The 12,829-nt window shown below is 38.4% G+C and carries 9 protein-coding genes; 4 read left to right on the forward strand and 5 right to left on the reverse strand.

Annotated features, from left to right (window positions below):
- Window positions 1-17: 17 nt before the first annotated feature.
- The 5 genes from BHE19_RS11105 to BHE19_RS11125 form a co-directional block, all read right to left on the reverse strand.
- Window positions 18-254 (reverse strand): MoaD/ThiS family protein, encoded by a 237-nt coding sequence (locus BHE19_RS11105; RefSeq protein WP_070907179.1) that lies wholly within the window; start codon window positions 252-254, stop codon window positions 18-20.
- Between the two features lies 1 nt (window position 255).
- A complete protein-coding gene (cobA, locus tag BHE19_RS11110) occupies window positions 256-1,044 on the reverse strand; it encodes a uroporphyrinogen-III C-methyltransferase (protein ID WP_070907180.1) in 789 nt (262 codons plus the stop codon).
- 6 nt (window positions 1,045-1,050) lie between these two features.
- On the reverse strand, window positions 1,051-1,623 hold the full coding sequence (locus BHE19_RS11115) for a molybdenum cofactor guanylyltransferase (RefSeq protein ID WP_070907181.1): 573 nt from the start codon (window positions 1,621-1,623) through the stop codon (window positions 1,051-1,053).
- Between the two features lie 167 nt (window positions 1,624-1,790).
- Complete coding sequence (locus tag BHE19_RS11120; RefSeq protein ID WP_070907182.1) at window positions 1,791-2,537, reverse strand: sulfite exporter TauE/SafE family protein; 747 nt, start codon at window positions 2,535-2,537, stop codon at window positions 1,791-1,793.
- Between the two features lie 153 nt (window positions 2,538-2,690).
- Window positions 2,691-3,863 (reverse strand): molybdopterin molybdotransferase MoeA, encoded by a 1,173-nt coding sequence (locus BHE19_RS11125; protein WP_070907183.1) that lies wholly within the window; start codon window positions 3,861-3,863, stop codon window positions 2,691-2,693.
- A 1,131-nt stretch (window positions 3,864-4,994) separates the two neighbouring features.
- On the opposite strand from BHE19_RS11125, the gene BHE19_RS11135 reads away from it, so the two are divergent.
- The 4 genes from BHE19_RS11135 to BHE19_RS11150 all read left to right on the forward strand — a co-directional run bounded on the left by BHE19_RS11135 (window position 4,995) and on the right by BHE19_RS11150 (window position 12,828).
- A complete protein-coding gene (locus BHE19_RS11135) occupies window positions 4,995-8,126 on the forward strand; it encodes a SusC/RagA family TonB-linked outer membrane protein (RefSeq protein ID WP_070907541.1) in 3,132 nt (1,043 codons plus the stop codon).
- Window positions 8,127-8,141: 15 nt separating this feature from the next.
- Window positions 8,142-9,614 carry a RagB/SusD family nutrient uptake outer membrane protein gene (locus BHE19_RS11140; protein ID WP_070907185.1) on the forward strand — a complete coding sequence of 491 codons (1,473 nt, stop codon included), beginning with the start codon at window positions 8,142-8,144 and terminating at the stop codon, window positions 9,612-9,614.
- Between the two features lie 28 nt (window positions 9,615-9,642).
- Window positions 9,643-11,562, forward strand: coding sequence for an arylsulfatase (locus tag BHE19_RS11145; RefSeq protein WP_070907186.1), 1,920 nt, complete (start codon window positions 9,643-9,645; stop codon window positions 11,560-11,562).
- A 195-nt stretch (window positions 11,563-11,757) separates the two neighbouring features.
- Window positions 11,758-12,828 carry a sterol desaturase family protein gene (locus BHE19_RS11150; RefSeq protein ID WP_070907187.1) on the forward strand — a complete coding sequence of 357 codons (1,071 nt, stop codon included), beginning with the start codon at window positions 11,758-11,760 and terminating at the stop codon, window positions 12,826-12,828.
- Window position 12,829: the final 1 nt, after the last annotated feature.

Genomic DNA, 12,829 nt, shown 5'->3' on the forward strand with positions numbered 1-12,829 from the left:
GACGCTCTACTTTTTGATTACCCTCCTGCAAATGGCGGCAATAAGGCAACCACATCATTCGTCTGCAAAGTACAATCTACTGTTTTTGAAACTATCTTTTGATTTACTGCTACGCTGAAAACAAGCGAATCAAATTGGTATTTCTGGTCTAAATCGCGTAATAATTCCTGCAGTGACACTTCAGAAAAAGGTACTTTTTCAAGTTCACATTGGGTTCTTTCGGCAACAGCTCCAAAATATTTAATCTCAATCATTTTATAAATTTAAATTCTGAAAAATAAACTCATCATCAAAATGTTCCTGAAAATAAGAAATCCAGCTTGATGTATTTTTCACTACTTCGCCGATGACAATAATAGCCGGCGATGTTATATTTTTTTCAGCAACCAATTTAGCAATTGAACCAATAGTTCCAATCACTTTTTGCTCTGTTTTTTTCGTTCCGTTTTGAATAATGGCGATGGGAAGATTGTCGGTTCTGTTCTGCTGATAAATAGCAATGATCTCCTCTAATTTATGCATTCCCATCAAAATAATTACAGTCGCATCCGATTTAGAAGCCAAATGAATATCCTTCGATAGTTTATGATCTGAGGTTGTTCCGGTAATGACCCAAAAGCTTTCGGCCACTTTGCGCTGTGTAACACTAATTCCGGCCGAGGCAGGAACTCCCAACGCAGATGAAATTCCGGGAACAATTGCCGTTTCGATTCCAAATTGTTCTGCAAATTCAATTTCTTCACTCCCTCTTCCAAAAACAAACGGATCGCCTCCTTTTAAGCGAACCACATGCCCGTGGCGCTTTGCCATTGACACAATCAGTTCGTTAATCTGATCCTGCGTGTAAGCATGACAGCCCAATCGTTTTCCCACAAAAATAATTTCTGCATTTGGTGCATACGCTAACAACTCTTCATTGACCAAAGCGTCATACAAAACCACATCGGCCTGCTCTAAAACCTTTATAGCTTTCATCGTTATCAGTTCAGCATCACCCGGTCCTGCGCCTACAATCGTTAGTTTTGGTATTTTCAAGCTTTGCATACTCTTTTAACTTAAATTGGCATTCAAATCATTTAATTCGTCAGCCGAATTAATATTGGTCAAAGGGAAAATTTCACTTTCATCCAGATTAATAATCTGATGCGGTATTCGGGCCAATAAATCCATCATTTTTAGTGCATCCGTATCAATAGCCTTTTTGATAAAAGGGATCATCTTTTTGGAATAAATTCCAATCAGTGGATGCATTCGGCTCTCGGAAGCAAAAACGGTAATTCCGGCTTCTTCCGTATGTTTTGAGAGTAACTCCTGTAACAATTCGGTTGAAATTAACGGAATATCACAGCTCAAAATCAGGTTAAATTCGGTTTCAGAATGCAACAAAGCAGTATAAATACCACCTAATGGCCCTTTATCTGCAATAACATCCGGTATTTTTTGATACGGGAGGTAATCATATTCTTTTGAAGCAGTAATTAATTTAATTTCTGCCGTAATAGGTAAAATAGCCTTGATTATATGCTCTATAAAAGGCTTTCCCCGAAACAAAACCAATCCTTTCTCCGACTGCATCCGGGAACTTTTTCCTCCACAAAGAATAAATGCTGTTAGTGTTTCCATTGTTTTTAGTTTTTGCTTCAGGTTTTCTTTGTTTCAAGTTTTTCTTTGTTTCAAGTTTCAAGTTTTCTTTGTTTCAAGTTTTCTTTGTTTCAGGTTTCACGTTGAAAGGAGAGAAAGTTTAACATTAAAAGATAAAGATTACATTCTATCTTTTTATTATTCCATTATTAAGGAAAAATCAATTTGACGCTTGCCATTAAAATTACGGTTCCTAAAACTACTTTTAAAGTTTTGTTTGAGAAATAACCGCTTCCATAAAATCCTCCCAATACTCCTCCTACAACTGCAATCGGAACTAGATAAAAACTTTCGACAGGGATTGTTTTTCCGCCCATAAAAAAACCTAACATTCCCGCAAAAGAATTCACAAATATGAATAAACTCGAAATGGCCGCTGATTCTTTTACAGACGCCCATCCCAAAAACAATAAAATAGGACTTAAAATTATACCGCCCCCTATTCCCAACATTCCCGATAATAATCCGATTGCAAAACCAATTGTTAAGGCAAACGGCAGGTTAATTTTAACAGCCTCTTTTTCTTTAAAATTAAAAACTCCAAACAGCCTTAACGCTGCAAAAACCAGGACTACTCCTAAAATTACTTTATAAATACCGTTATCTAATGTGACAAAACCGCCTATAAATGCTGCCGGAATTGACGCGATTGCAAAGGGATAAAACAGTTTTGGCCTGAAATAATTCATCCGATAATAAAAGAAAAACGAAATACTGGATACAAACAAATTCAACAACAAAGCTGAAGGTTTCATCACCGCTACCGGAAAAGCAAAAATGGTCATCAAAGCCAAATACCCCGATGCTCCTCCATGCCCCACACTAGAATATAAAAATGCAATAACAATTAATGCAAAACTAAATAGTAATAGGTTTTCGGAACTTAATAGGGTCATTTTTTTATTGTTTAATCGTTTATCTGCTTCAAGTTTCAGGTTTCAAGTTTCAGGTTTCAGGTTTGCTCCTCTTATAGGTCTTTGTTTACATCCCCCTTTTCTTGGTTCTAGCCTCTTTGTTCTACAATCTAAAATCTGCAATCTAAAATTCTTCTAATCTATCGGCAATACAGTCACCAAAGTCCCTTTTTCATAGGCTTCCACATCCTCGGGAACGATTAGCAAACCGTTGGCAACGGCAAATGTATTGAGCATTGCGGAGCTTTGCCCGTCCAGTACGGTAACATTTGTTTCGTCGTATCTTGCCTTTAAAAATAATGTTTTTCCTGTATCATTTTTAACATCCGAATTTAGCGTTCGGACTATTTTTGCTCTGTGAATTTCAGAAAGCCCAATTCTGTTTCTGATGGCCGGATAAACATAAATATAAAAATTGGTCAGTGATGAAGCCGGGTTTCCGGGTAGAGCAAAAACTAAGGTTCCATTTTTTGACCCAAAAAACATCGGTTTCCCCGGCTTTTGGTTGATTTTATAAAAATGCTCTTCTACATCATTCTGTAATAAAGCTTCTTTAACGAAATCATAATCTCCTACTGAAATTCCGCCGGACACCAAAACCATATCATACTTTTTTAAAATATCTTTTAATGCCTTTTTTGTAGCTTTCAAATTGTCTTTTACACGATAGACTTTTGTTTTACTTATTCCTGCCGTTTCAAGAGCGGCCTGAAGCATAACGGAATTACTTTCGTAAATTTTTCCTTTTTTTAGTTTTTCACCAGGTTTTACCAATTCATTTCCTGTTACCAAAATGGCCACTTTCGGCTTTTTGTACACTTCAATTTCTGTGATTCCTAAACTGGCTAAAAAACCAATTGCGGCAGGAGTTATTAAAGTTCCTGCTTCAAAAACAACATGATCTTTCGCAATTTGTTCTCCTTTTAAGCGAACATTAGTGCCTTTTGTAGGCATAACGGCAATCAAAATAGAATCTTTATTGGCGATCACATGCTCCTGCATTACTACCGTATCTGCATGATCCGGTACAAAAGCACCTGTAAATATGCGAACTGTTTCATTTGCCTTTAATTTCAAATTGGAATGATCACCCGCCTGAAAAGTACTTACAATATCATATTGGTGTTTTATACTATGAATAAAAGCATAACCGTCCATCGACGATTGACGAAACGGAGGCATATTGATTGGCGAAATCACCTTTTCGGCCAAAATATACCCCAATGCTTTATTTACCGCTATTTGCTTCGTGGGCATTTTTATACAGTTCGCTTCAATTCTTTGTAATGCTTCTTCAACTTTAATCATAACGGTCGTTTTTTAAGCAAAAAATACTTTTTGTAAAAACATCAATTTTTACTTTTCTAAAGTCTCTCTTATCACTTTTTTAGAATATAAATTTAGCCTAATTCTTTGGATTACTCCCCGAAAAAATCAAATAGCTTTTTAGGATTAGAGGTTTTGACTCCTTGTATTCCGGAAATTTCCTTTCGGATGCCCCTACAACCTATAAAATTACGCACAACTTGACACACAAACAACTAATTCACAACACTTTAATCAACTTATCTATTTCATTATCCCACCTCAATCCAAAAATGCATTTGCCATCCATCATTCTTATAATAAAGTCGTAGCTATAAAAGTTACGTTTTAAAAAAAAATCTTCTTTTGAAGACTCTAACAACTTTTAGCTGACGTTTTTTCTTTATTTTAAAATGAGATAAGACCTTAAAAATTAGAAAATTAAGTATAAAGTACTACATTTTTTAATGGTAAAAATATAAGCATCTACTTTTTTACAACATCTTACAAAAAACAATAAATCACTAATTAACAACAAGTTACACTCAATTGCTAAATAAAAAACACTAAATACTTCTATCTTTTTCAAAAAAAAATAAACAAATTTTTGGTTTTTATTATATTAAAATTAACTTTGTCTATAGGATTAGTAGAGTTTAAAATAATATTTGAAACCAAAAAAATCATATTTTGAAAACAACCGAAAGCAGATCGTATTACATTCTTCCTAAAAAATATACTTATAACACTTTTTGTTATATGTGCTTCTGTTGCTAAAACTCTGTCCTTTTTTTCGTTTGCCTTCGATTTCTCTTTTACATCGAATCGTTTTAAAAACGAATTTTTAAATACACACAAGATTCCATATTGAAATTTCAAAGTCTATTTGACACATTCGTTTGTATCAAAAAGAGCACTGAAACTATACCTATATCTTAAAAAAAATGACTAACCATTAAAAAAAACAAAATGAAAAACATGCATAGCTGTTGCTGTAAATAAAAAAAGCCATTTCTGCGGCAACAGAAATGGCAAGGCTTAAAGAATATTTATCACTAAACCAAGAATACGATCAGAGAGTTGAAAATTCAACTTTCAGGGCTTCTTGTTAATTACTTAAACCAGTACAAAGAAATGAAAAAAAAATTAAAAATATACTCATTCCTATTTCTCCTGCTCCTATCGGCGGGAATTAATGCCCAAAATACAACGCCTCTTATTCAATCGAAACTCGACGGAACGGTCGTAGATGATATCACCAACCAGCCTATTATTGGTGCTTCGGTAGTGATTAAAGGAACTACACACGGCGTTCAGACGGATGCCGAAGGAAAATTTTATTTTCAAACGGGACAGAAATTCCCTTACACCTTAATTGTAACCTACATTGGATACAAAAAATCAGAGATTATCGTCGAAAAGAATCCTATTACTATTCATTTAAAAGAAGAACGTCAGGAACTGGATGAACTGGTCGTTGTTGGGTACGGATCTCAAAAACGAAAAGACATTACAGGTTCTGTAGCTTCAGTTCCAAAAGCCAATTTAAGCCAGGTGACCTCATCGGCAGATAACTTACTTCGGGGGGCAATACCGGGAGTGGTAGTTACACAAAGTTCGGGTCGTCCCGGTGCTTCCTCCAGTGTTCGAATTAGGGGTGGAAACTCAATTACGGCCGGTAACGAACCGCTTTATGTGGTGGATGGAATTTTAATCTATAATGACAATAACAACAGTACGGCCGGAGTTGCCAATGCAGGAGCTACTGTCAATGTCCTGTCGACGATTAATCCCGGTGATATTGAATCTATTGAAGTACTAAAAGATGCTTCTGCAACTGCTATTTATGGATCACGCGGGGCAAACGGTGTGGTGATTATCACTACTAAGAAGGGAACAAAAGGTCAGGATAACATTTCCTATCAGGGCTATATTGGATTTCAGAATGTGTCAAAAAAACTGAACTTAATGAATGCCAGCCAATGGGCTAGCTTACGCAATGATGTTCAGGCCAGTATAGGTCAGGCGCCTTCTTTTTCTGCTGCCCAGATCGAAGCTTTAAAAACTTCAGGAGGATACGACTGGCAATCGGCAGCTTTTAGAACTGCCGCACCGATTCAAAATCATCAATTGTCGTTTTCGGGAGGGGATGATCGTTCAAGATATGCGATTTCGGCGGGGTATTTTCAACAGGACGGAATTGTAATTGCCTCTGATTTTAAGCGTATTTCGTTACGTGTCAACTACGAAAGAAACTATTCTCCCAATTTTAAATTTGGTGTGAATGCCAACTACAGCAATTCGGTTGCCAATGGTATTGGTACAAATGGCGGTTCTTCTGCCGGAAGACAGCCTAATCCGTTAGTGGTTGCTTTGTATCAGCCACCTGTAGTTCCGATCAAAAATCCTGACGGAAGCTATAACCTGACCAATAATCCTTATGCAACGGCTGTTAACGGAATAATTGCCAATCCGATAAATGATCTGGTGAGCACCACCAACGAAACTAAAATCAACAGGATTCTGACCAGTTTATTCGGTGAATATAAAATCACCAAAAAACTTACTGCAAAAGTTGCTGTCAGCGGTGATGTCATGAATACCAAGCAAAATTACTACGCTCCGGCAACCACCACTACCGGTGCAGGAACAAAAGGCTTTGGTTCTGTTGGAGACCGATTGGTGAGCTCTGTACTGAATGAAAACACTTTAAACTATAACACTAATTTTGGCGATAATCATAAATTTTCAGCCTTAGGCGGGTATACGCTTCAGTACACACAAGGGGAAGTGGTGAATGCAGGAGCTCAATTCTTTGTAAACGATGCCAATACGTACAATGCTTTACAAGACGGTGTTCCGGTAAAACCTTCTACAGATGCTTTCGAAAGTGTCTTAAAATCCTGGCTGACCAGGGTGAATTATTCGTACAAAGGAAAATACAACTTTACGCTTTCCGGCCGTGCAGACGGATCTTCAAGATTTGGTTCAAAATCGCTTTGGGGTTATTTCCCATCAGCTGGATTTTCCTGGAATATCACAGAGGAATCTTTCGCAAACCATATTAAAGGCTTAACGGAAGCAAAACTAAGAATAACTGCCGGAACTACCGGTAATCAGGAAATTGGAAATTACCTTTCTCTGGCTCAGATGGGTTCTGTAAATTATGCTTTCGGAGGAACACTGCAAACCGGTTTAGCTCCTACCCGACTGGCCAATTCAGATTTGAAATGGGAGAAAACAAATCAATATAATGTGGGATTGGATTTGTCTTTATTAGATCGAAAAATCAATTTTGTATTTGATGTATATTACAAAAAAACAAACGATTTACTGATCAATGTACCTGTTCCGCTGATTTCAGGATATGCAACTGTACTTCAAAACATTGGCGGTGTTGAAAATAAAGGTATCGAGATTGGTCTGATCACAGAAAATCTAAAAACAGAAAACTTTTCATGGAATTCTAACTTTGTTTTCTCTGCCAATAAAAACAAAGTAGTGGCTATCGGAAACGGAGTGGATCAATTTTTTCCTGTAGTACCAAACGGATCTTTATTACAGCAGCAACCCGTAACTGTAAAAGTAGGATTGCCTCTGGGAACTTTCTGGGGATACAAAACCAATGGCATTTTCCAGACGCAGGAAGAAGTCAATACTCAGCCTAAAATCAACAGTTTAGCCAATACAAAAGTTGGAGACCGAAGATATGTAGATACTAACGGAGATGGTGTAATTACAGCTCTTGACAAAGGAAATCTTGGAAGTTCACAACCAAAATTTGTCGCAAGCTTTAGCAATACGATTTCCTATCATGACTTTGATCTTAACTTTTCTTTTCAGGGATCTTATGGTGGTAAAGTCTTCAACGCTTTAAATCAGCAATTGGAAATTTCTACTTTGGGTACCAATGCGAATGTAACTTTAGACGACCGTTGGACACCAACAAATCCGAGCAACGAAGTTCCAAGAGCCACCAGTTCACCATTGGGGATTGTTTCAGAACGTTATATTGAAGATGCTTCTTTCTTAAGATTAAAACTAATCACTCTGGGGTATACTTTACCGAAAAGCCTTTCCAAAAGACTGGGTGCTAAGAGCGTTAAATTTTATGTCTCTGCCGAAAACTTAATTACATGGACCAAATACACAGGATACGATCCTGAAGTAAGCTCCTACGAACAAAACAACTTATACCCAGGAATTGATTTTGGTGCTTATCCCAATTCAAAAACATTCATCTCGGGCCTGAACGTAACTTTTTAAGTAAAAAAATATAAAATGAAAAAGATTTTTATAACATTCCTATTGAGTGCCGGACTATTGGTATCGTGCACCGATTTAGAGGTCACACCAACCTCATTTGTAACCGAAGACAACTACTTTAAAACTCAGGACGATGCCATTGCAAGTGTGACTGCTGTTTATGCTTCATTGAGCCTTGATCCGGGAGAACAGAGTTTATTTGGCCGAAATTTATATTTCCTAACCGACATGGCATCTGATTATGCTGCAGCGGGAGTTTCTGCCACCAATCCGCAGGTGAGAGCTTTAAGCAGCCTGACGCATGATGCAACTTCTGATCGTGTTCAGGTGGCGTGGCGTCAAATCTATGCCGGAATAAACAGAGCCAATGTTGCTATCGATAATATACCAAAAGTAGCCGGTTCAGACGCTGTTAAAAACAGATTGATTCTCGAGGCTAAATTCATCCGGGGCTTATTGTATTTTCAGGCAGTACGTCTTTGGGGAGGAGTTCCAATTGTGTTGCACGAGCCTACTTCTATTCAATTGGAAAGTTTAAAATCGAAAAGAGCCACTGTAGCGGAAGTTTATACCCAGATTATTTCAGATTTAAAAGATGCTGAAGCTTTACCATCCACTTATCCTGCAACAGATACCGGACGTGCTACATCGGGAGCGGCAAAAGCCATTCTGACAAAGGTTTACCTTACCAGAAAAGACTATCCGAATGCTATTTTAAAAGCCAGAGAAGTCATCAATGGCGGTTATGGATATGCGCTTTTTGAAAATTTTCAGGATATTTTTACTAAAACCAAAAAGAACGGGAAAGAACACATTTTCTCCGTTCAGTTTGAACCCAACCAAGCTGGAAACGGCTCCAGTGGAAGTACTTTTCAAGCCACTTCTTTTACCGGATTCACGGCTACGGAACCTGCCGATATTATTTCGGATGTTGCTTTGTTTTATGATATTTATGCTGCCGGGGATACCAGAAGGGATGTAAGTTATGCCAAACAATTACCAATTCCCGGTACCGCAAACGTTTATACGTTTCCGAAACCGATCTTCAAAAAGTATCTGGATTTAACGAATCTGGCCACACCTTCCAACGTAGCCATCAATTTTCCTATAATCCGTTATGCCGACATTTTATTGTCTTTAGCGGAAGCCATAAACGAACAGGGGGCACCAACTCCCGAGGCCTACGAGTTAATCAATCAAGTACGAAGAAGAGCTTTCGGAAAACCAATTAACACTCCAGATGTTACGGTTGACTTAACCGGATTGACGCAAACGTCTTTCAGGGCTGCCCTACAGGAAGAGCGCAAAAAAGAATTTGTTCAGGAAGGACAACGCTGGTTTGATTTGGTTCGCTGGGGAACTTTGGTTACCGAAGTCAAAAAAGTACTGGCTAAAAATTCTGTTTCCGAACGAAATAATTTATACCCGATTCCACAAAGCGAAAGAAACATCGACCCAATCGGATTACCACAAAACCCCGGATATTAATTAACACAACCCTAAAAACTAATAGATTATGAAAAATTTCAAACCCAATAGTAAAATTAAAAGTCCGCAAAAAGGGCTTTTATTTAGTGCGTTGCTTGCAGCACAATTTAGTTTTGCGCAAAACAATCCGAATGCTGATTTTAAAGGTGTTATAGGAAAAACTTTAGCCGATTCGAAAGAATATTGGCCTGAGCCTGTAAAAGCACCGACAGGTGCTCCGAATATTGTCTGGATCTTACTGGATGATGTTGGATTTGGTGCCTCTAGTGCTTTTGGAGGCCTTATTCAAACGCCCACTTTTGACAATCTGGCCAATAATGGTTTACGCTACACGAATTTTCACACTACAGCCATTTGTGCTCCTACCCGTTCTGCTATTTTAACCGGAAGAAATTCGGGAAAAGTACACGTAAGCGGGTTCTCTCACACCGTTTTATCGGCCGGTTTCCCTGGTTGGGACGGAAGAATTCCATCTGATAAAGGTACGATTGCCGAAATCCTGAGAGACAAAGGATACAATACTTTTGCCGTAGGAAAATACGGTTTGACCCCTGATGAAGAAGCGACTGATGCCGGACCATTTGACAGATGGCCTACCGGAAAAGGCTTCGAACACTTCTTTGGTTTCTTAGGATCACAAACCGATCAGTACAAACCGGATTTGGTGGAAGACAACGCACATGTTACTCCTGACGGAAGACATTTAACCGATCAGATTACAGACAAAGCCATTAGCTATATCACCAAACAGCATAAGGCCGCACCAGACAAACCTTTCTTTTTGTACTATGCGCCAGGCGCTGTTCACGCACCTCATCAGGTGGCAGAATCCTGGATCGAACCTTACAAAGGAAAATTTGATGAAGGCTGGGATGCTTATCGCGAAAAAGTACTGGCCAACCAGAAAAAATTAGGTGTAGTTCCTGCTAACGCTGTATTGCCAGAGCGTAACCCATTGATTACCGACTGGAAAAAACTAACACCCGATCAAAAGAAAGTATACGCGCGATTCATGGAAGTCTATGCCGGATATCTTACCTATACCGATCATGAAATTGGACGTATCGTCGAGCATTTAAAACAAAGCAATCAACTCGATAATACTTTAATTTTTGTGGCAATTGGTGACAATGGTGCCAGCAAAGAAGGTACTACACAAGGTACAATCAACCAAAGTCTGTTTGCTCAGGGCGGATCTGATGAAGAAAATCTTCAGAAAAACTTAAACAACATTGGTGAAATCGGAACGGCAAAAGGACTCAATACCAATTATCCGTTGGGATGGGCTCAGGCCACCAATGTTCCGTTTAAAAACTGGAAACAAGATGCACAATCGGAAGGGGGAACGCGTAACCCGTTGATCGTTTTTTATCCAAAAGGAATTAAAGACAAAGGCGGAATCAGAAATCAATACAGCCACGTAACCGATCTGCTGCCGACAACTTTAGACATTGCCGGAATTAAAGCTCCGGAATATATCAGAGAAATAAAACAAGATGCGATTCAGGGGTCTACCTTTTATGCTTCGCTAAACGATGCCAAAGCACCTTCATTGCACACTGTTCAGTACTACTATATTTTCGGAAACAGAGCCATCTACAAAGATGGCTGGAAAGCGGGAGCAGCTCACCTGCCGGATTCTTTTGCGGTAAAAAAATCGTTAGGTAAAAACGAAAAACCGGCTGAAAGTAATTTTGACGCAGACGTATGGGAATTGTACAACCTGAACGAAGATTTCAACGAACGTAACGATCTGGCTAAAAAATATCCTGAAAAATTAGCCGAACTTAAAAAACTGTTTGATGAACAAGCCAAAGAAAACAATGTTTACCCATTGATTGACTGGCAGGATGTGTACAACAGAAGAATACACAACACCACAGCCGACAAAGGAAAAACATTACAGGATCTCATCCAACAAGCTACCAGACCCGGAAATTCAAAATAATTAACCCAATAAAGATTCAGGTCTTTTGTCAATCTATTAAAGACCTGAATCTCTTTTAATTCCAATCCACATGAAAAAAGTAGATTATGAAATTATAGGAAAAAAAATACTCGTGGGAGCGATTGTTTTTTTAGTCCCGCTACTCATACTGGCTGGAGGTTTAACTTTAATTAGCAACTTTTTAAAATAAAAATCATGGCAGCAACAGCTTATAATTCAAAAAGTAAACTAACCAGAGATTTAAGTATTAGTCTCTTCATTTATGCACTGCCTGTCCTGGCGATCTTTCTGTATTTCAAATTAACAAATGGTGCGATCGCACAATCACACATTGCCTTACCATCATTTTTAGAATTTATCAAACCGGCTTTCGAAAACATCAGAACCTGGGGATTAACCGCTTTTATGGTGATTCTGGGCATTATCGAATTTACGGCAGGTTTGTACGATGATCAATGGACGGGTCAGGAACGCAAAGTAGATATCATTTGTTTTCTGGCTCCTAAATTGCTTTTGCCTCCGGTAATTGCTTTTTTCAGTCTTACTGCATTGCCGTATTTAATTCCCAACCTTGCCAACTCGCTTTCATGGGTTCCGTTCTGGGGAGGTTTTTTCCTGATCGCAGTAGCCGATGATTTAACACAGTATTGGTACCACCGCTTACACCATCAGGTTCCTTTTTTATGGCGTTTTCACCGAACGCACCACTCCGCTCCGTACATGGGCATGGCGATGGCTTCAAGACAAAACTTTATTTACACCGTTTTCTTTTCGCAGATTTACCTAACGGCAACTTTAACTTTTTTAGGTTTAGGATTACCCGCTTTATTTGTATTGGTCATCAAAAGTTTTATCACTTTAGGCGCTCACTCCAGTATTGCCTGGGACAAACCCTTTTACAAATACAAAGTTTTACATCCGATTGCGTGGGTTTTAGAGCGTCTTATTTCGACTCCTGCAACTCATCACGCACATCATGCAGATACCAGCGGTGATGGTGTAGGACATTTTAAAGGGAACTTTGGTAATATGTTTTTTATTTGGGATATCATTTTCGGAACAGGTTTAATCACCAGAAAATTTCCAAAATCGTACGGAATGAAGTCCTACAAACAAGAAGAATGGTACGCACAGTTTCTTTGGCCCATCTTCAAATCCAAAAAAGAAGGAAGTGCTTTGGCTGAGGGGGTATTAGCAGTTCCAATACGCCAAAAAGTAGAAAAAACAGTACCCAATCAGCCTTATTATGAGCAGGTTCAATCTTAAA

It is taken from the genome of Flavobacterium tructae, assembly GCF_001853485.1.
Lineage (GTDB): Bacteria > Bacteroidota > Bacteroidia > Flavobacteriales > Flavobacteriaceae > Flavobacterium > Flavobacterium tructae.

Bases quoted from the DNA above. Each gene is read 5' to 3' on its own strand.
- BHE19_RS11135 (WP_070907541.1), top strand. From the start codon at position 4,995: ATGAAAAAAAAATTAAAAATATACTCATTCCTATTTCTCCTGCTCCTA.
- BHE19_RS11150 (WP_070907187.1), top strand. From the start codon at position 11,758: ATGGCAGCAACAGCTTATAATTCAAAAAGTAAACTAACCAGAGATTTA.
- BHE19_RS11115 (WP_070907181.1), bottom strand. From the start codon at position 1,623: ATGGAAACACTAACAGCATTTATTCTTTGTGGAGGAAAAAGTTCCCGG.
- BHE19_RS11145 (WP_070907186.1), top strand. From the start codon at position 9,643: ATGAAAAATTTCAAACCCAATAGTAAAATTAAAAGTCCGCAAAAAGGG.
- BHE19_RS11105 (WP_070907179.1), bottom strand. From the start codon at position 254: ATGATTGAGATTAAATATTTTGGAGCTGTTGCCGAAAGAACCCAATGT.
- BHE19_RS11140 (WP_070907185.1), top strand. From the start codon at position 8,142: ATGAAAAAGATTTTTATAACATTCCTATTGAGTGCCGGACTATTGGTA.
- BHE19_RS11120 (WP_070907182.1), bottom strand. From the start codon at position 2,537: ATGACCCTATTAAGTTCCGAAAACCTATTACTATTTAGTTTTGCATTA.
- cobA (WP_070907180.1), bottom strand. From the start codon at position 1,044: ATGCAAAGCTTGAAAATACCAAAACTAACGATTGTAGGCGCAGGACCG.
- BHE19_RS11125 (WP_070907183.1), bottom strand. From the start codon at position 3,863: ATGATTAAAGTTGAAGAAGCATTACAAAGAATTGAAGCGAACTGTATA.